The 20,444-nt window shown below is 51.0% G+C and carries 15 protein-coding genes; 14 read left to right on the forward strand and 1 reads right to left on the reverse strand.

Annotated features, from left to right (window positions below; genetic code table 11):
* Positions 1-129 precede the first annotated feature (129 nt).
* From G8770_RS03810 to G8770_RS03820, 3 genes are read left to right on the forward strand one after another with little or no spacing between them, the layout of a single operon-like run.
* Positions 130-828, forward strand: a complete 699-nt coding sequence (locus tag G8770_RS03810) for a class I SAM-dependent methyltransferase (protein WP_167181914.1) — start codon at positions 130-132, stop codon at positions 826-828.
* Complete coding sequence (locus G8770_RS03815) at positions 806-1,216, forward strand: GtrA family protein (protein WP_167181916.1); 411 nt, start codon at positions 806-808, stop codon at positions 1,214-1,216. Before G8770_RS03810 ends, G8770_RS03815 begins: the two co-directional genes overlap by 23 nt.
* Positions 1,213-2,304, forward strand: a complete 1,092-nt coding sequence (locus tag G8770_RS03820; RefSeq protein WP_167181918.1) for a glycosyltransferase family 2 protein — start codon at positions 1,213-1,215, stop codon at positions 2,302-2,304. Before G8770_RS03815 ends, G8770_RS03820 begins: the two co-directional genes overlap by 4 nt.
* Before the next feature lie 20 nt (positions 2,305-2,324).
* On the opposite strand, the gene G8770_RS03825 is transcribed toward G8770_RS03820, so the two are convergent.
* On the reverse strand, positions 2,325-3,653 hold the full coding sequence (locus G8770_RS03825) for an ArnT family glycosyltransferase (protein ID WP_167181920.1): 1,329 nt from the start codon (positions 3,651-3,653) through the stop codon (positions 2,325-2,327).
* 282 nt (positions 3,654-3,935) lie between these two features.
* On the opposite strand from G8770_RS03825, the gene G8770_RS03830 reads away from it, so the two are divergent.
* The 11 genes from G8770_RS03830 to G8770_RS03880 all read left to right on the forward strand — a co-directional run bounded on the left by G8770_RS03830 (position 3,936) and on the right by G8770_RS03880 (position 20,404).
* Positions 3,936-6,125: a right-handed parallel beta-helix repeat-containing protein gene (locus G8770_RS03830; RefSeq protein WP_167181922.1), complete on the forward strand. Its 2,190-nt coding sequence runs from the start codon at positions 3,936-3,938 to the stop codon at positions 6,123-6,125.
* Between the two features lie 114 nt (positions 6,126-6,239).
* Positions 6,240-7,337: a hypothetical protein gene (locus G8770_RS03835; protein ID WP_167181924.1), complete on the forward strand. Its 1,098-nt coding sequence runs from the start codon at positions 6,240-6,242 to the stop codon at positions 7,335-7,337.
* Positions 7,338-7,713: 376 nt separating this feature from the next.
* Positions 7,714-8,751: a glycosyltransferase gene (locus G8770_RS03840; RefSeq protein ID WP_167181926.1), complete on the forward strand. Its 1,038-nt coding sequence runs from the start codon at positions 7,714-7,716 to the stop codon at positions 8,749-8,751.
* Positions 8,752-8,811: 60 nt separating this feature from the next.
* A complete protein-coding gene (locus G8770_RS03845; RefSeq protein WP_167181928.1) occupies positions 8,812-10,266 on the forward strand; it encodes an oligosaccharide flippase family protein in 1,455 nt (484 codons plus the stop codon).
* A 140-nt stretch (positions 10,267-10,406) separates the two neighbouring features.
* On the forward strand, positions 10,407-11,843 hold the full coding sequence (locus tag G8770_RS03850; protein ID WP_167181930.1) for a sulfotransferase: 1,437 nt from the start codon (positions 10,407-10,409) through the stop codon (positions 11,841-11,843).
* A 400-nt stretch (positions 11,844-12,243) separates the two neighbouring features.
* Positions 12,244-12,912: a tetratricopeptide repeat protein gene (locus tag G8770_RS24495; RefSeq protein ID WP_167181931.1), complete on the forward strand. Its 669-nt coding sequence runs from the start codon at positions 12,244-12,246 to the stop codon at positions 12,910-12,912.
* A 53-nt stretch (positions 12,913-12,965) separates the two neighbouring features.
* The gene (locus G8770_RS03860; RefSeq protein ID WP_167181933.1) at positions 12,966-13,904 is read left to right on the forward strand and encodes a glycosyltransferase; all 939 of its coding nucleotides are present in this window, start codon (positions 12,966-12,968) and stop codon (positions 13,902-13,904) included.
* Entirely contained in the window at positions 13,901-15,316 is a 1,416-nt protein-coding gene (locus G8770_RS03865) for a DUF2264 domain-containing protein (RefSeq protein ID WP_167181935.1), read from the forward strand. Before G8770_RS03860 ends, G8770_RS03865 begins: the two co-directional genes overlap by 4 nt.
* 35 nt (positions 15,317-15,351) lie before the next feature.
* Entirely contained in the window at positions 15,352-17,136 is a 1,785-nt protein-coding gene (locus G8770_RS03870; protein WP_243760249.1) for an asparagine synthetase B family protein, read from the forward strand.
* Between the two features lie 4 nt (positions 17,137-17,140).
* Complete coding sequence (locus G8770_RS03875; RefSeq protein WP_167181937.1) at positions 17,141-18,085, forward strand: polysaccharide deacetylase family protein; 945 nt, start codon at positions 17,141-17,143, stop codon at positions 18,083-18,085.
* 12 nt (positions 18,086-18,097) lie between these two features.
* Positions 18,098-20,404: a GNAT family N-acetyltransferase gene (locus G8770_RS03880; RefSeq protein WP_167181939.1), complete on the forward strand. Its 2,307-nt coding sequence runs from the start codon at positions 18,098-18,100 to the stop codon at positions 20,402-20,404.
* Positions 20,405-20,444: the final 40 nt, after the last annotated feature.

Consider the following 20,444-nt stretch of genomic DNA (forward strand, 5'->3'; position numbering starts at 1 on the left):
ACTGCAACCAATTTCGCTACAACAATGTTCTCTACAACAAAGTTCTCTACAACAAAACTCTCTACAACAGAGCTCGCTAAACAAGTTCGCCAAAAACCTACGCTAAGAAAGAGCATAAAGGCCTCCGGTATGGAAGAAGCAGAGTTTGACAAGTTCGCGGAAGAATATTCGAACATTCACAATGCCAACATCAGGCTTTCGGGCGAGAACTCGGATTTCTTTTCGGAATACAAAATACAGGATCTGGCCAAATTGATCGACGGTCACGACAGCCGAAGTCTCGACATCCTGGATTTTGGTTGCGGTGTGGGCAAGTCCATCCCCTATATGCACAAGTATTTTCCCCAAAGCCACCTAACCGGTCTCGACGTTTCTCAAAAAAGCCTGAACATTGCCCGCCACCATCACGCCCCCATCGCTGAATTTCAGCACTTTGATGGCCAACAGATCCCCTACCCAGACGCATCCTTTGACATTATTTTTACCGCCTGCGTGTTCCATCACATAGACGAAGAGGAGCACGAGTCGTTATTTACAGAAATCTATCGATGTCTCAAGCCCGGCGGAATGTTTGTGATTTTTGAACACAACCCGCTCAACCCGTTAACGGTTCATGCTGTCAACACCTGCCCATTTGATGAGAATGCCAAACTGATTATCTCCGGGAGAATTAAAAAGAAGTTAACGCACGCCCACTTTTCGGACATCAAGCTGTGCTATCGAATATTTTTTCCTTCGTTGTTTAAACGCCTTCGGCCTGCCGAAATGTTTTTAACCAAACTGCCTCTGGGAGCGCAATATTATCTTGCTGCCAAGAAAACTGCTTGATTTAAACATCACCAAATATTCCATCGTGGGTGTAGCCAATACCATAGTTGGCCTGTCTGTGATTTTCTTCAGCTTCCACATTTTGGGATTCAACGAATACCTCTCCAACGCGATTGGCTATTTAGTGGGATTTTGCCTTTCTTTCACGCTCAATGCGCGCTGGACCTTTAATTACAGCGGAAAAACCAGCACCGCCGCCTTACGGTTTTTATCGGTGGCGCTGATCAGCTATAGCCTCAACCTGTTGACTCTGCACCTGTTGTTGACACACACCCAAACACCGGTGGATCTGGCCCAGATAATCGCCAACGTCAGTTATTTCTTATCCGGTTTCTTTTTAAGCAAACACTTCGCCTTCAACCCCTCGAGAAAAGAGCAACCGCAATGATCAACACCTGCCCCGCCCTGGACATTGTGATCCCCTGTTACAACGAAGAAGAGGTACTCGCTGAAACCGCCAGTCGCATCAGCGAACTGTTGTGCAAGATGATCCGCAACAAAACCGTCGCCGCCACCAGCTGCATCCTGTTTGTGGATGACGGCAGTGCCGACACCACCTGGCAGTTGATCTCCGAGTTATCCAGGCAATACCCACACATCCGGGGGATCCAACTCTCCCGGAACCGAGGCCACCAAAATGCGTTACTGGCCGGGCTCGCCAACACCCGGGGAGATGCCGTTGTCAGCATTGATGCTGACCTGCAGGACGATATCAATGTCATTGAAGACATGGTCAACTGCTTTAAGGAAGGCAACGATATCGTCTACGGCGTCAGGGACGACCGCAGCACAGACACCTTTTTCAAGCGCCACAGCGCAATCCTCTTCTACCGACTGCTGCGGCTGATGGGCATTGATATTATCATCAACCACGCCGACTATCGTCTGTTAAGTCGACGGGCGCTGCAAGCGCTCAATCAACACCAGGAAGTCAATCTGTTTTTACGTGGCATTGTACCCACTCTGGGGTTCAACTCCTGCAAAGTCACCTACAAACGCAATGAACGCTTCGCCGGAGAATCGAAATACCCATTGAAAAAGATGCTCGCGTTGGCGTTTGATGGCATCACCTCTTTTTCCGCGGTGCCCTTGCGGGCCATTGCCATACTGGGCATTCTGGTGTTTGCGTTCAGTATGTTAATTTCTCTCTGGGCACTGTGGGTGCGACTGTTTACCGACACTGCCGTTCCCGGCTGGGCCTCTTCCGTCCTGCCCATCTATCTGCTGGGGGGGCTACAACTGTTAGGTATGGGCGTGGTCGGTGAATATGTCGCAAAAGTTTATCTGGAAACCAAACGCCGGCCCAAGTACTTTATTGCAGACAGTATTGAAGAACAGGGCCGTATTGAAGAACCCGAGGCCGATCATCAGACAGCGCCGGTGGCCGACCGTTTTGAACAGCAGATCGACAACCGTTTCGACACCGCCACTGCGACTCCGAGGGCGAGCCAAACCGAACGCCAGGCCAACCGGTAGAGCGGAGACGCCGCGATGGTTTAGTCATTTTTTATTCTGCCCGAAAAGTTAAATTTGTATTCGATCATCCGGTTCAGACACCAGGCCGCCAGGATCATCACGAACGGCATGGCTGGATGATGGTAGCGTATTTGACCGGTAAATACGGCAGAGATGAGCGAGACAAACAGTGGCATGCACAATAACAGCCCCAGCGGCATGAGGCGTTCATCCCTCACCAGAATAGCCCGGGCAATCGCCACTGCCGCCATTAGAGCCAGTGCCAACATGGCCAGGTAATACAACTGATTGAGCAGTTGCAGGTAAAAAATAGTGCCCGTCGAGGCGGGATAATCCCGCTGAAAGCTCCAAAATCCATCGGTGTCCTTCTGCCACAGGATAAACACTTTTTTCGGCATCCAGGACAACCATTCCAGTTTATGGCTGCCGATCCACTCATGCGACAGGGCTTTATAATTTTTATTCAGCTCGACTTGTCGCTCGACCCGCTGCTCCCAGGGAATGCCATAGTTCGATTCAAAGGTGTCCGGATTTTCATGGTCGTAATAATCTCCGGTTGTGTCATCATTGGCCCCCGTATAGAGGGCGACGCCGCCATTGGTTGACACCAGAATCCACTCGCCAAACACATTAAAATTTCGCAGCGACCAGGGCGAAACCAGCAACAGCAAAAACAGATAGACGATCACTGCGGAGCGCAACACCTTTAACCAGGAATACGCGGGATACACAATACCCAAGGCAATAACGGCCCCCAACGGAAACGCCAAAGTCTGTGGTTTAACCAATGTTGCCACGCCAAAAATCAGCCCACACACCACCAGGCCCAACAGATTATCCCTGCCTTTAATCAACAGCATAAACGCCAACATGGCAATGGCCAGGTACAGGGTTTCACAATTGGCGGCCCCATGGTAGGCAATGTGATTGGGATAGATGGCATAGGCCAGCAGCGCCACTCGCGCCACCCATTCGCTGCCTGTGAGTGTCCGGGCAAACCAGACAATCAGCCACATGACCAACGCCGCGGAGACCGTATTAATCACCAGAATCGACAGGGGAACAGATCCAAATATCGCCAGGCTTCCCGCCAGGATAGCCGGCCAGCCAATGGGCCAGTAGGCGGTGGGGTGCCCCCCCTCCTGATACCCCATGCCCGCCAGCAGCTCATGGGCACGAGCGACATACCAGGCGGCATCTGATGCCGGTTCAATCGGGAACATCAGAGCCACGGCTATGCGCAACAACAACCCCAAACCGATACACAGGGGAATAAACAGCGGGTGGTAGAGTATGTGCCCAAGGTAGTTAAAATTTTCTGCCGGTGCGGCGGTTGCGTCCGTGGCCAAAGAGCTGTCTCCCATATCCGTCCAAAACGGCGGTTGTGTTTATCGTAGAAGGTGCTGTGATTGAGTGGTGGTCAGAAAAAATGTTGTCGCCCCAAGAGAAGTTCTTGTCATTGCCTCGAAAACCAGCGGTCTCGACCCACGTCGACTTTTTGACCCACAAAACGACGCGAAGCCCACAGCATAGACTCTTAAGAATTTTCGGCAACGATGCGGTAATTCTAGTCGAGGCGACTACACTCTGCCATAAACCCAGCGAAAGGACACACCTGGAGTCCACGAGGTATGAGAAGCACATTATTCGGCGGAGGCCTAATCGTAATGGTACTGCTCGCCATGAAACTGGTGAGCAGCGATGTCATTTCCGGCCCCTCTGCGCAGCCCGTACTGGCGACCGAAGCGTATACCAGTCAAAACCTGGCAGATTGCATGTCGGCCTTAAAAAATACCCGCGGTGGCTGGTGCGAACTCCGGGTCAGCGCCGACACCCCCGGCATTGCCAGTGTCTGGCCAGCCAAAGAACCTCGCATCCAACATTCGGTGGGGCCCAAGGCGGTGCTCATTGCCTGGAGCAGTGCTGCCTGGGACAGCGACAATCAAACCTTCTATTTTATGGGTGGCGGCGGTCGCGACTACGCCGGCAACGAGGTGTACCGTTTTTCAATAAAGGACGGCAAGTGGACGCGACTCACCAGCCCCAGCCCACTGGATCACTGGACCCGCTTTAAACAACGTCAATTTTGGATTCCGGATGTGCGCTCCGTGCCGCCGGCGTCATACATCAATGACGGGCTGGTCTTCAACCGCGACACCGGCACCATCATTTTACTGGCCAGCCCTCCAGCCAACGGCGCCAAGGTGAGGGACGACGAGAAAGCCTCACCGGATCTCTACCTGGAAGACGGCAACGACCCACACCAATATGAATTTAACCCCTCGGAGACCGAAACCCGTCATGGTCTCGCGCCCTTAAGCTGGCGACGCATTGGCGATTTCCCCTGGCCCACCGCTCGCAGTGTGCAGCTGCCCAACGGCCAACTGCTGCTGGGCAACAATGAACAGTTATACGAGGTCAGCCAGGGGAGTGACGGTCAACTGCAAAATCCAAAACTGTTTTACGATGACCACAAGAGTCGTGGCGGTAACGCAGTCTATGACGCACACCGTGACTGGGTCTGGAGCATCTATCTGGACAGTCTGGTTGCCGTCGACACTTCCGGAAAGTCCATGCTGGACCTAAAATTGCCAATGAAAACCGACAAGTCCCTGGCGTTTGATAAGGATGGCAATATTGTCCTTTGGGATGGTAACACCCGTATCTTCACTCTGGATCCCGATGCGCCCAGTCCTCAGTGGCGCACCATCAACTGGGTAGATGACGGCCCCTACGGCGGCATGAGACGGCGCGTGTATGGCAAGTGGGTGCACCTGGGCAACAATTATTTTGCCGGTATTTCCAGCTACAGCCACGGTGTCTGGATTTACAAGCACCCCACGGCCCCCGATCTGGGGCGCACACTCTCGGACACAAATCTGCAAAAAATGATTGACCGGGCCGAACCACACTCAACCTTAAAACTCCCGGCCGGACTTTATCCCTACGGACTGCGAATCGCCAAGCCGCTGACGCTGGATCTCGAAGGCGTAGAACTGATGGAAGTCTCTGGCAGCAAGGGGTTCCTTAACATCCTCAGCAGTGGCGAGCCGGTCACCATCCGCAATTTTGAGGCCAGCGGTGAAACCGGTGCGGCCCAATCCGGCAATCTGGCCGGCATTCGCATTACCGGAGTCAACTTTAACGTCAGCCTGGAAAACGTCACCATTCGCAAAACAGCCATCGGCGTCATGACCGACAATCGCGGCGGTCAACTGTCCATCAACGACAGTGTGTTTGAAGATATTGGCTACTACAAACGCAAAGGTTTGAGCCACGTTATTTACGCCGGGGCCATCGACTCTTTGACCGTCACCAATTCCCGCATGCAGAGGGCGTTACATTTGGGGCATCTGCTCAAGTCTCGCGCCAAATCCACCAGCATCAGCAATACCCAATTACTGGGCCTGCAGAGCCGCCACAGCCGGGTCATTGACCTCTCTTGCGGTGGCAGTCTGAGCGTTAAGAATTCTGTCTTGCAAAGCAGCTCCCTGACCGACAATCAGGACATGATTTCGGTCGGTGTCGAACAGCCACAAAATTGCCGTCAGGGCTTGCTGGATGGCCATGTCGACATTCAGGACAGCGTCATCGTGTTTGATCGGGACACGCCCGCCGCCAACAAGAACCGCCTGTTCACCTGGCGAACCGGTGTTAACCACCTGTCCCTGAGCAACAACATTATTGTCAACCGCGGCAACAACAATCTGTTGGACGAGGAAATTGGCAACACCACCCTCGAGGAGGAATCCCATAACAATGCCATGTTTACCAATCGTCAAGCCGCTGGCCTGAACCCGACACCGGACACCTCGCCCTGACTCAATACCGGGCTCATGGCCGGTGCTATACCGCTTCACGCTCTGGCCACAGTGGTCCAAACACACCGCCAGCCCAGCAACGCCAAGAGATTAATACCAACACAGGAATTCAGTGTGCACAGCCCTTTAGGCCTACCCTTGTTTTTGTTTGCCCGAGCGACCCTCACCCTGGTGATGGTCGGCTTGTTTGGCGTCACTGCCCACGTGTCGGCCGTTGAGGCCGCCGAAGATTCACCCCGTTCCAAATTAGCCGAACTGGCCACTGCGATGGAGCCCGGTGAGTGGGAAGAGCTCAACGCCAAACGCCCTTACAAATTGATGCGGGTCTTTGTCGGTCGCCGGGATTCCGGCAAAGAAATTTGGCACCACATTGCCGGCTGGACCGATGATGCCAAGTGGGACCCCAAAACACGACAGTGGTTGTATATGGGCTACCGCATACAAAACAAGTTTATTGCCTACTCAGAAGACAGTAATCAATGGCAGATACTGCCCGGTCCATTTGGCTGGCAAAGTCCGGAGCCGGGTCAGTTTAAAGACACGCGTAAAACCCAGTTCGGGCATGTGTATGGTCGCAACGCCTTCGATATTGAGCACGGAATCTTTTATGTCTCATTGAGTGGCTACACCTACGCCTACAAACTGCAAGACGGCACCTGGTCGCGCACTCCCGGCGGCAGCCGTATGACCATTGAGTACTTCCCAGGGCTGGGCTTGCTGTCGCTTGCCACTCGTCCGGGTCGCAATAAACATGAGTTTCCCCTCACTCTGTTAAAGCATCAGTCTCCGTTACAACCCCACATCAACGCCTGGGAACCGTTTGCCACCCTGCCATTTTCTGGTCATCACGCCATTGTGCATTACAACCCCAGGCTGGATGAGATGCTCTTTATTGCCGGCAACAATGATCGCCGGGTGATCACCCTGAGTCGCGATGGCACACTGACCCGCAAGAGCGACCTGCCCTTCGATATGACCGTCAGACACGGACAGGTCGTCGTGGACCCCGACACCGGTCTCTATTTAATTTTTAATGAGGGCACACTGCATGAATTTGACAGTCAAACCAATCAATACCGGGCTGTCAGTGACTTTCGCCCTCCCTGGGGGAAATACGAAATGCCGGTTCCGGCGGCCATTCCCGAGCTGGGTGTCATACTGTTTGTGGACGATAAAACACTGCTGTACAAACATCGCCCAGTTAAAAACTAATGAGAATTAAAAAAAATATGGACTATTCTACAATGGAACATAAAAAGTGGGTGTCGTGAAATTATTTATCTGTTTATGAACTAAAATACTTCTGTTACATAACATTTTTGTTGATTGATGAGGAAACTGGCGCCAGTTGATCTGGGCTCCACGTTCGTTGTCTGGTGGTCAATCAATTTTTTTCTGTCCTTATCTGCCAAAGACCCAGCGCTCAAGGCAAGTATTGAAAATTTCTACCGACCATCATCGAGGCAAGTGTGAGGGATATGTGTGAGGAACATTCAGTGAATAAGGGAATGCAACAACAGCTGTTTGCTGAATTTCCGACCCTGCCAGCCCTCCCGATCTCAGTCTGCAACCCGAGGACCATCAAGCAGTGAAAGCCATCACGCCGATTGCCGACACACCGATGAAAGACCCACTTTTGTTCGGCATAGTCATTCCGTATTTCCAGAGAGAACGGGGTATCCTCAGGCGGACCATCAAGTCCATTCTGGAACAGCAGGGCGTCAGTCACTTCATGATCATGATTGTTGACGACGCCTCACCTGTCCCCGCAACAGAAGAACTCGCGGATCTGTTGGTCTCGGAACCCCGGCTACACATCTTGCGTCAAGCCAATGCCGGACCGGGAGCCGCCCGCAATGCCGGCCTGGATGCCCTGCCGGCCGACACCACCTATGTGGCCTTTGTTGATTCCGATGACAGCTGGCACCCTCAGTTTCTCGCTCAGGCCCAGGCAGCTCTCGACGCCGGCCATGATGTATTTTTTGCCAACAGTCAACGCAGTGGCTTTGAACATTCCCGCTTTCAGTGGCAGTCCGAGGAGCAGCTCAACCTCGACGAGCAGGCCCATCGAGCCATTGATGCCCATCGATCCCTGTATGCTTTTGAGGGAGACTTTTTTGACTACGCCATCCACCGCAGCAATATCATCAGCACCTCGGCGCTGGTTTACCGACGCGCAAGTAACCCGGACTTGCGCTTCAATACTCACCTGTTTAACGGTCAGGACCGGCTCTTTAAGCTGAGTCTGTGTCAGACGGTGCAAAACATCGCCTTTTGTCCGACGGTATTGGTGGAAGAAGGACGTGGCATCAACATCTTTGACAATTCCCAGTGGGGTAGCCCGCAGGCACTGGTGCTCCTGCCAAACTACATCAAACTGTCCAAGTACATATTGAAGCACCTGAGTTTAAACAAGGCCCAGCGCAAGTACGTAAACCGCCAGCTGAACGACAGTCGCTATGCCATGTTGGCCAGTTGCCTGCATTTGCTGAAAGCCGGCAAGCCCATTGAGTGGTCACGTCTGTGGGATACCTTGCGTGCCGATCCCGCCTTTGCCCTGCACGTCCTGCCCAATTTCCTGAGGCTTTTAGCCACCAAAGGGAGAGCGGCGGCACATGGCCATTAATCGCACCAGCCCGCGGCCTTTACGGGGCTTTCCCGACCCCTGTGAGCGAGGCCGGCACTGATGGCGGTGCGCAAGAATCTCAGCATGATGGGGCTGGCCCACTTCATAGCCTTTGTATTAAATTTTGCCAGTGTCATTGTCGTATCGCGGTTGTTAACCCCCGAAGAAATTGGCATCTATTCGGTGTCGGTTGCCATACTGGGACTGGCTCATATTTTCCGTGACTTTGGCGTCGGGCAATATCTGGTTCAGGCCCAAACCGTTGGCAAGACCGAATTTCGCGCTGCCCTTTCCATCACTCTGTACGCGTCCTGGCTGATTGCTCTGGTGTTGTTTTTGGTGCGCGAACCCCTGGCGACTCTCTATCAACACGATGGCGTGTCACAGGTACTGGGTATCCTCTGTATCAACTTTATTGTGCTGCCCTTTGGTACGCCGCTGCTGTCCATGATGCAACGGGAATTACAATTTCACTTTCTGGCTCTCAACCTGGGCCTCTCTACCCTGGTGCAAACCTCCGTGACCATTGCCTGCGCCTACGCGGGCCAAAGCTTTTTGAGTATGGCCTGGGGTGCACTGGCCGCTCACCTGGCCAAACTGGTCTGGCTCAACATCATGCGTCCCGGTGAAATTTTCATCTGGCCTACGCTACGGGGATTGAAAAGCACCCTGCACTTTGGCTCACTGGCCAGTTTGGCTTCCATCATCCGCGAAGTGGGCACCAGCTCCTCGGATTTAATTCTCGGGCGAACCCTGGGGTTTTCCGAGGTGGCGTTTCTGAGTCGTGCCAATGGCCTCAACAAAATGTTGCTGACCCGGGTCGTAGCACTGGTACGTGGCGTATATTTCCCTACGTTTGCCAATGAACTTCGCAATGGCGCGGATGGAGCCAAGCTGTACAGCCGCTCTATGTGTTATTTGGTCGCCATTACGGGTCCGGCCCTGGCAGTGATGGCCATTACTTCTGAACCGTTAATCCTGTTTTTATTCGGTGAGCAATGGCAGCGCTCAGTCCCGCTGGCCATGTTAATCTGCTTTTACGCCATGCTGGTCACCCCTTACTCGCTGTACAGCTTATCGCTGGTTGCCGCCGGTCACGTCAAACGCAATTTGTGGGTAGAAGTCATCATCCAGACGGTGCAGGTGCTGGTGCTACTCAGTTCCATCTGGTGGCCTTTGGAGCGCGTGGTGATGTTACTGGGACTGGTGGCGCTGACCCAAATAGCCTGCGCCCAATCCGCCCTGAAAAAAACCTTTGGTCTGACGATGGCAGCCCACCTCAAGAGCCTCGCGCCATCACTGCTGTTGATTCCATTCTCCGCCAGCGGACCGGCGATACTGATGTATTTGGCGCAAAGTCACGGCTTCTCGGAGCAACGTCTGTTGATTTTACTGTTGTCTGGAGCACTGGCCGTGAGCGGTTGGGCCATTGGAATTTTTGTGACTCGTCACCCGATGAGAACCGAAGTCATGCATGGCCTGAGTACACTCAAATCCAAATACAAACCCTGTTAAGGAAGGTATTCCGTCATGAGTTTGAATCAGGCTTTCATGGCTAATATGGCCCTCACCGACGACAGCGTCAAAACCAACAACCAACAACCAACAACCAACAACCAACAACAGTGTGATCCAAAAACAGGTTTGTCGACCCCATGAGTCTGATTAAAAAGATTGTGCACCTCACCCGGCTGGATGTGCTACTGGAACGCTGTTTCAGTGCCGGGTTTGGTGTGTATGTTAAGGCCCACCCGGATTGCTACCTTCACCTAAAACGACAATTCGAAGAACACCAGTCACAACAGATGCAGGCTTTGGAGTTTAGCAAAGGCAGCGGGGTCTCCATCCACGGGTCGGCCGAACTGGTGTATTACCGGGGATTATCCCTCGGCAACAATGTGCACATCGGAGAACAGGCTTATCTCCACGCTTTAGGTGGCATTACCATTGGCGACAACACCCACATTGGTCGCAACGTCACGATCCTGAGTTCATCTCATGGTCATACGGATGCCCTGCCTTATGACACTCAAATTAATCTGCAGGCGGTCCAGATTGGCAAAAACGTCTCGATTGAAAGCCATGTCACGATCTTGCCCGGGGTGACCATTGGCGATGGCGCCATTGTTAAAGCGGGGACGCTGGTGACTCAGGATATTGCCAACTGCCGCATTATAACCACCGCCCCGGTCAACGTGAGCACCCCGAGAGACAGCGTACATTACCAACAATTAAACGACGCCGAAAAATGGGTCGGTGCCACGGGCAGGCTGTTATCGGCTCAGGCCCGATCAAACTATGGTCTGAGTGCGGATGAGCTGGGCGCAAACCTGTTTTTTGTGCTGGGTACCGGTCGCAGTGGCAGTACGGCTTTTGCCAAAACCCTTAACGGCTATGGCAATATAACCTGTCAGCATGAACCCAAACTCCCCTTGGTGGCCCTGTCAACACAATATGCCCATCACGAAATATCCGCGGAAGAAGCGAAGAACACACTGCAAAAGCTCTATTGCGATCAGAGAATCTACCCGCACCATCTCCACGGTGAATCCGACCAGAAATATTCAAATCTGGTGGCTTTATTGCATGAAGTGCTTCCCAAAGCCAAGTTTATCTGGCTACTGAGAAACCCCGTTGACACCATAAACTCCACCTACTCCCGTGGCTGGTTTTCCCAGCAGGATCTTTTTCCAACATCGGCCCAGGAAGACGAACGGCGCTTGCCGTTCAAACCCCTCTACTCACAGTTTCGGGTGCATGCGGATAAAGTGGGGGTCATGAGTCGGGATGAGTGGCACCGTATGTCGCCCTTTGCCCGAAATTGCTGGTACTGGAGTTACTGGAATCAGCTGATCGAACAACAATTTACGGATTTACCCGAAGATCAAAAGCTGATGCTCCGATTGGAGAATCTGCAAGAACGACTGGACGATGTGGCCAGTTTCCTTAAGTGCGGCAGTTTAAAGAACGTTCGCGTGAAACAAAGCAATCAGGCTTCTTATCAGTTATCGACCCAGGCGGCCTGGACCGATGCCATGCATCGCGAATTTCAGCAGCTCTGCCAGCCAAGCTTCCAGCGCTGGTATTCATGACTCAATACCTGAGACAAAGAACGTTGAGAATTTTCCGGGAGCTGAATAGCCAGGACACCGCGTTCACCACTGAACATTGCCACCACTGGCGTTTTAACGTGATTGCCACCTTGTGCCCAAAGCCCACAATGCATATTACTTACAGAACTTAAATACAGAGCTTTTAATCAGGTTTTGATCTTTAATGATTTTGCTTTCGCCATTATCGAGACACTGCTTTCGCCGTTATCGAGACACTGGTGGTTAAACGGTTTTTTTTCATTAGACTCAAGCAGGTGGTAATCCGTTTATCGGTAGCCGGTGAATTGCCAGACTGAATTGGCGCAATCACGATTGGTGTATTAATGTAGTTGGTGTATTAATGTAGTTGTTAAGCCATTCTGGAAATAAGGGATTTAGTGTGATTCGGGACTTTTTTTACTTCATCTGCCTGCTTTTCACCGCCAGCGCATACTTATTGTTTGGCTCAACTCTGGCCTACGCAAATAAAAGTAATTGTGGTGACGTCTACGATGTTGCCATTGGCCCCTGGGATTACGCCGATCCAGTGAATCATCAGGGCAATGTGGCTAAAGTTGAGCGCCGGCATTTCACCCCTAACGTAGAAAGGCTGATCAGCGGTGAATCCACGTCAGAGATCATGCCGGATCTCGCCTACACCCTGTCCAAGTTCCCCAATCACTACCGGGCTCTGTACAGTCTGATTCGGTTTGATGAACAGCGCAATGGCAGCCTGCCGCAAGTCGGCAGTTATAAGTATCCGTTCACTCAGAGCGTCACCTGTTACTTTGAGCGGGCTTTTCAGTTTCGCCCTGATGATGCAAAACTTTATCAGCTGTATGGTATCTATTTCTTCAAAAAAGAAGATTATGAACAAGCCATGGAAAACTTTAAAAAGTCAAAAGAGCTGAGCCCCTCCCCGGAAGCTGACTACAATATCGGTCTGGTTTACTTTGAAATGGGAGATTTGGAAAACGCCAAATTCTTTGCTGAAAAAGCCTATGCCGCGGACTTCCCCATTGCTGGCTTAAAAAACAAGCTTCTCGATAAGGGCATTGAGCTTAAATAACAAGGGTTGATCACGTTTATACGCTTTGTGAATATACCCACTAGGAAATGCTTGTGACAGAAACACTCCCTCTTGTCTCCATTATTGTGCCCGTCTTTAATGGCGAGAGGCACATCGGGCAATGCCTAACCAGTCTGGTCGGTCAACGCTACCCCAATAAGGAAATCATTGTGGTGGATGATGGCAGCACGGACAACTCTGCAGCGATTGTCAGATCCTTTGGGGATCGCGTGCAATACCTGCTGCAGGACAATGCCGGCTCCGCGGTGGCTCGCAACACCGGTCTTGACCATGCCCACGGTGACTATATTGCGTTTAATGACGGAGACGACCTTTGGGCCCCGAACCGGTTGCATCAGCAGGTTCACTTTATGGAGACGCATCCGGAATATGGGGTGGCTACCGGGCGCTTTGCGCATGTGGATGAATCATTCAGCTTCTCCGATGCGCAAGCCGTCAATGAGGAGGTTCAACCCAGCGTGGTCTCATCGCGGTCCGGGTGGGTTTACCACACCCTCTTCGAAACTTCCTGGTACCACATCATCGCCGCGCTGGTGCGCAAAGAGGTGCTGCAGCAGGTCCGGTTCAACCCCAGTTATCGCCGTGGACAGGATTATGATTTTTGGTTGCAGTTGGCCGCCACCACCCGGATTGCTCAACTCGATACCCTGTACGCCTATTATCGCAAGAACAACCTGAGTATTTCACATCGCCCTCACCTGCGTAACTACCGGGCTGAGATCATGGAAAATGCCGTCAAAACCATGGGTACCCGCAGTCAATCCGGTGAATCCATTCAGCCAACGGAACTGGATCGGTTTTTTTTCAAGGTGTGGTTTGAACACGGCTATGAGCTCTTTCTGGCTAAATGGTACAAGCCGGCACTGCAGTCCTTTATTAAGGCCATGAAATACAAACCGATGCGGTTTGACAGCTATAAATTTGTCATGCGCTGCCTGATACACCTGCCATCAGATGAGTCACCAAGATGATTAACTTGACCGATCTGACCAGGAGCTACGAGACCCAACAGCAGAATTTCCGCCGCCTGAGATTGAGAAAAAGAAAATTTGATCAGGGCGATGGGGCGATTAAAGCGAGCTTTAAAGACCCATCCAAACCCATTGCCGTGAAGCTGGACGATTTAACGGTGTACTTTTGGCGGGCACATCAACATTATCAGAATACACACAACACTGCGGTTCATTACCCAGGCCTAGGCAGCATTTACGGCGCCGACAATGACGGGCTTGAAGGGATGAGTCGATTACTGCCGCTCTGGGCCGCTTATATCACCTCACCTCAGGCGCAACCCGTCCTCGCCGAGGATATGCTGCGATACATTGGCCGGGTGTTGAGCCGTGGCACAAACCCTGCTGACCCCGCCTATTGGGGAGAGATCACCGATCGCAGCACCCTCATCTGTGAAGCGGCCGATATCGCACTGGCGGTGTGGCTTGTGCGTGGCAGTGTGTGGCTTCATCTGCCGAAAAATGATCGAGTGCGTATCTTAACGTGGTTAAAGCAGGTGCAAGGCAAAAAAACGGCGGACAACAACTGGCACCTGTTTGTTGTACTGATTGAGAAAGTGATTCAGTCTCTGGACAAAAGTTACCAGCCTGAATATATGACCCAGTACCAGAGAATCAAATCTTTTTATCTGGGGCAAGGGTGTTTTAAAGACGGTGAAAACGGTCAGGTCGATCTTTATAACGCCTGGGGTTTTCATTATTGCCTATACTGGCTCGACCAGATTGACCCTGACTTCGATGCTGATTTTATAAAACACAGTATTTGCGAATACAGCCGCTGGTTTCAATACCTGTTTACCAGTAACGGCTGCCCACTGTTTGGTCGCAGCCTCTGTTATCGAATGGCTATGCCAGTGCCAATCCAGGCGGCCAATGAATACGCACCCCAGGAATTCAGTGATGGGAAAATATTACACATTCTCTACAGTTGCTGGAGCTTTTTCATTAACAACGGTGCACTTAAATATGGCCGTCCAACTCAAGGGGTTTTCGAAGATGACCCAACCTGGCTGGACCCGTACACCGGGCCCGCCAGCGCCTTTTGGGGCACACGATCTTTGGTGATGTATTTTTACCGCAGTACCGCTGTCGATTGGACCCAAACGCACTTGGCACCATTACCCGCGGAAGAAGAAAAAAAGACCCTGCAAGTGAGTTCTGCGGGCTTCTGCGTGACCACTGAGCCATCCCAGAAACTGAGTCAGGTAGAATTTTTACGGCATTACAATCGGTTTTACCCTCAATTGGTCGACACGCCCAGCCTTAAGGAGAGGATCAGAGCGTTAGTTTTAGGGATTTCCCAGCGGCCGACCAACAATTTACTCAAAAAAACCGTCAGGGTATTTGATTCACGACTGAGCTACTACCGCTAACCCTAACCACTGAAGATTTAAAAGGCAGCTTCCAAATGGAACAACCACAATTCATGGACGCAGACACCGGGTATAGCCGCGACACCGTGTCGCTGGGGCTGAAACATGGAATGATTTGCGTCAACACAACGGTTGCCCTGGAACAATTCAACAATGAAGAATACTCCCTCCTGCTGCTGGGGGAGCCGCGTCAATACGCACAAAAAAGCAAAGTTGATGCCACTTGGCTGATCCAGCAGCTGTCTGACAACCCCTCGATTGAGTCTTTGTACCCACGGATCTCTGGCCGCTTTGTGATCATCATTGTCAATAAGCGCACTGAGACTCTGCACCTGTTTAATGACCACTTGGGATCACTTCCCCTGTATTACACCCACAGCGGCAATGGCTTCTGTATCAGCACATCCCTGCAGGGCGCTGCAGACGGTATCCTCCAGACTCAAACATCAGCGCCCATAGGACCAGAACTCTCTCATCAGGCCATCTTTAATTACATCTATTTTCACTGTATTCCGGCACCTTTGACGATATATGAGAATATCTACAAACTCTGCCCTGCCGAGTTAATTCAAATCACCCCAACTGAACTGTCCAGTCAGGGGACACTGTATCGACCCTCGTTTGTGTCGCATACCCCGTCTGCCGAGAACCTGTCCCAGCAGTGTTTGGAGACCATAGAAGCTGCCGTCGCGGCTAACCTTCCCGAGGATCGGGTTGGAGCATTCCTCAGTGGCGGCCTGGACAGCTCAACCGTTGCCGGAATGCTGAAAAAAATCACAGGAAAAGCCAAGACCTTTTCCATCGGCTTTAACGAGAAAGGTTACGATGAGACCGAGTTTGCTCTCATCACCGCCCGCCACTTTGATACTGATCATTCAACACACTACCTTGAACCCGATTACATCAGTGACAACTTTTCCTTAGTGGCGACCAGCTTTGATGAACCCTTTGGTAATTCCTCCGCACTGGCAGCATACTATTGCGCCAGTGAAGCGAAAAAGTCCGGCATCACCACCCTGTTGGCCGGGGATGGTGGGGATGAATTTTTCGCCGGCAACAGCCGCTACGCGAAGCAGAAATTGTTTTATCCCTTTGAACAATCGCCAGGCTGGCTAAAGCAGACGCTCCGCTCGGTGTTTGTGAACACGCCACTGACCAACGCTCCGCTGACCCGAAAAGTAGCCAGTTATATTAAACAGGCCGACAATCCTTTACCCGACCGGCTGCAGTCCTATAACTTTTTACACCGGTTTTCCGCAGAGGAAATCTTCACCGAGTCCTTTCTGAGCGGTATTGACCGGGAGCTGCCACTGAAACAACTTCGACACCGATACTCTCAGGCTGACGCCACCTCTCCGGTGGACCGCATGCTGTATCTTGACTGGAAATTCACTCTGGCCGACAACGACCTCATCAAAGTCAGTAAAATGTGTGAGCTTGCGGGCGTGACGGTGAACTTTCCCCTCATCGAAAAAGAGTTGGTGGACTTCAGCTGTCAAATTCCATCAAACATCAAGTTACCCGGCCAAAAACTCAGGCATTTCTACAAATCCACCACCGCCGAATTTCTTGCCCCCGAAACACTGGCCAAATCAAAGCATGGCTTTGGTTTGCCTTTCGGTCGGTGGATGCGCAGCAATCCCAAGTTAATTGATATTACTGAAAAGTCGTTAGCACAGATTAAGTCACGGGACATTTTTAAGCCTGAGTTTATCGATAAGATCGTGAGAATGCAGTCGGAAGAACACGCCGCCTATTATGGTGAATTAATTTGGATCCTCACGGTTCTGGAACTCTGGCTGCGCAGCAGAGAGCTTTAACTGTATGCTACACCACCTCATTTCCCAGTGTCTGACCATGTGCAGCCGCAATAAGTTATCCATACTGATCTATCATCAGGTCTTGGATGAACTGGATGACATGCGCCCCGGAGAACCGGATAAAACGCAGTTTGACTGGCAAATGCAATTGCTGCACAAATACTTCAACCCCATGCCCCTGTCGGAAGCTTTGATGCTGCTCAGGGAAAATACGTTACCGCCCAGAAGCGTCTGTGTCACTTTCGATGATGGTTACCTGAACAATCTACAGGTGGCCTACCCCATACTCAAGCGTTACCAAATCCCTGCCACCGTATTCGTCGCCAGCGAATTCAGTCAGGGCATTAACATGTGGAATGACCGCGTGCTGGACTTATTCAAGTATCTTCCTGCAAACAACATCAACCTCTCCGCGGTTGGAGAGGGTATGGAGCCCATTGACGACTTGAAAAAAAGACGCCACCTGGCAGCGAAAACCTTGATGAAACTCAAATACCTTCCGGTTCAGGAACGTCTCGAACGAATAGAGAAACTCTACAACAACAATGGATCCATTACGGAACAAAGGCGCATGATGACCCCCGAAGAGATTAAACAACTCTCCGACTATGGCATAGAAATAGGGGCCCACACACACAACCACCCCATTTTGAAAGAGTTAACCCTTGAGCAACTCAATATGGAAATCACTCAAAACAGAGAGCTTCTGCAGCAGTGGACCGGAAAACCGGTTCAGGGGTTTGCTTACCCCAATGGAAAACCGGAAGTGGATTTTGATGAGGAGACGGTCTCTCGGGTTAAAGCGCTTAATTTCGATTATGCCGTCAGCACCCAATGGGGGGTAGCAAGACCGGATTCAGACATGTTTACCCTGTGTCGGTTTACACCATGGGACAGAACACCTTACAAGTTCCACCTTCGACTCCTGAAAAACCTTATTCAAAATTGATTTGGGCCGACAATGAACACTAACAATTCAATCGCTTTGGTAATAGGTCTGTGCAGCCACGGCATTGCCATGTGTCGAGCCCTCAAGCAGGAAGGGGTCGATGTACACGCATTCGAAGCCAAGAACTACTTGCCCGGCGCCGCGACCAATACTGCTAACATTCATTACGTCAAAAACATCAATGAGAACTCACTGATTGATGATTTACTTCAATTTCGACAGGCTATCGATCGCTCGACGGCTATTGTTTTGTTCCCGACCAATGACAACAACGTGCGTATTCTGGCTGAAAATGTTGATCGCATTACCCCTGACTTTTTACTCAGCTGGTCAGAAAATGCAGAGGATATTCTTAATCTGTTGCTCAAAAGCAATATTGAACGTCGCTGCCTGGAGATGAGCATTCGATATCCCAAGTCGAAAGTTCTCAAAAAAACCGATGACACCCTGGAAGCAATTAACCAGTTTGAGTTTCCGGTGTTAATTAAACCCGTGAAGCCCCAATCCGGCTTTAAAGCGCTGCGTTGTGACACCCCCGAAGCTCTTCAGGAAAACATTGATAAATACCAGAAAGACCTGCCGATCCTTCTGCAAGATTGGATCTCAGGAACCGATAAAGATCTGTTCTTTGGTGCCTTGTACCTGGATCACGGCAAGGTCATTTCAAGCTTCTGCGGCAACAAACTGGAATCACACCCACCGGCCATGGGCCAAACCACCGTCGCTATTTCTGCCCATAACCCGGAAGTCATCGCTATCACCAAACAGTTCTTTGAAGGGTTGAAGCTGTCTGGGCCCGTCTCTCTGGAATTAAAACAGGATGAGAAGGGACGTCTTTGGGTTATTGAACCCACCATAGGAAGAACGGATTTTTGGGTGGGGTTGTGCACAGCGGCGAACGTTAATCTGCTGTATACGGAGTACGTTTATACGTTAGGTCTCGATCCACAACCGTCAAAGCCAATACGGCCGGCCATTTGGTTTGACAGTGAAAAAGACAGCCTGGCGCTGTTCAGGCATCTGGACAAACTTCTGGCGCTGGAAGGGACCCGTTATACCGCCAGCTTCTCCTATCTCACCCGTGAAGACTTAAAACCCAGCATGGTTGCCACCAAAGCGTTATTGGCCAGAGTACCGTCTTACCTGCATAAAAAAACGTTTTCGGACAAACCTGCCACCAAAGATCCAGACGATATACAGTTCATTCAATATACCGGCTATCAACAACTGCCCGACGATTGCAAAAAATTCCTGGTAGATCAATCTAAAATTGCCGTTTTTTCTTACGACAGCTGGTATGAGAACTTTTGCCGAACCGTTGCTTCTTCTAAGGGTTCGGTGTGTTTCTTATGCCTCTACAAAAAAAATCAGGTTGCCGCCATTTTGCCCATGTGGTACAAAAAAGAATCGATGGGAGGAAAGCGCGTTAACTTAATATCGGGGCTGACAAATTATTACACCCCGATCTTCAGCATGAGTTGGGATGAAACGCTCATCACAGAATCTTTAGCTGGGCAGTGCTTTTTGAAGCACGTCATGGAAAACGGCACCTGGGATTTGATCAACCTCTCCCCCATGCCAGAAGAAACTGTCGTCAACTGGCAAAAAATTGCCACCCAGCTGAATAAAGCCAGTTTTCACTATTATGTCACTAAAAATATGTTTGAGGACGAGATCAAAGATTTCTCAAGCTACATGAAAGCACGCCCCAGTCGACTCAAAAATACCATCAAAAGGAAAACAAAAAAATTAACCAGCCTCGGGGACTGGCACATTGACATTATTACCAATCTGGAAGATCTTCCCCAGGCCCTAACCTCCTATCATCAGGTATACAATCAAAGTTGGAAAAAATCAGAGCCATATCCCGATTTTATCGATGGCCTGGCCCAGTTAGGAGCGGAGCAGAATTGGTTGCGACTTGGTATTCTTTATATTGAAAATCGCGCGGTAGCGGTACAATTTTGGCTAGTCGAACGAAACACGGCTTACATCTATAAATTAGCTTATGCCAGAGAGTATAAAGACTATTCTCCTGGCACGATCCTGACGCACAGATTAATGGAGCACGTCATCACCCGTGATGGCGTTACCAAGGTGGATTTCCTGACGGGGGGAGAAGCCTTCAAACTAGACTGGATGACTTCATTTCGCAATCTACATGGCATACAAATTGTGAACAAGCAGCGTCCCATGGGTTTTCTTTTTTACTTGCGCAATCTGGCCGGTCACTTTCGAAAATCGCTTTGGACTCCACCTTTAATGCAATCCAAATCCATGTACAATCTTCGTCTGAGCGACCCGGGTAAAAGAGAGTGAAATCAGAATATCTGTCCATTACTGACTCGTGAGTACTGCT

The organism is Pseudomaricurvus hydrocarbonicus (assembly GCF_011602365.1).
Taxonomy (GTDB): Bacteria; Pseudomonadota; Gammaproteobacteria; order Pseudomonadales; family Cellvibrionaceae; genus Pseudomaricurvus; species Pseudomaricurvus hydrocarbonicus.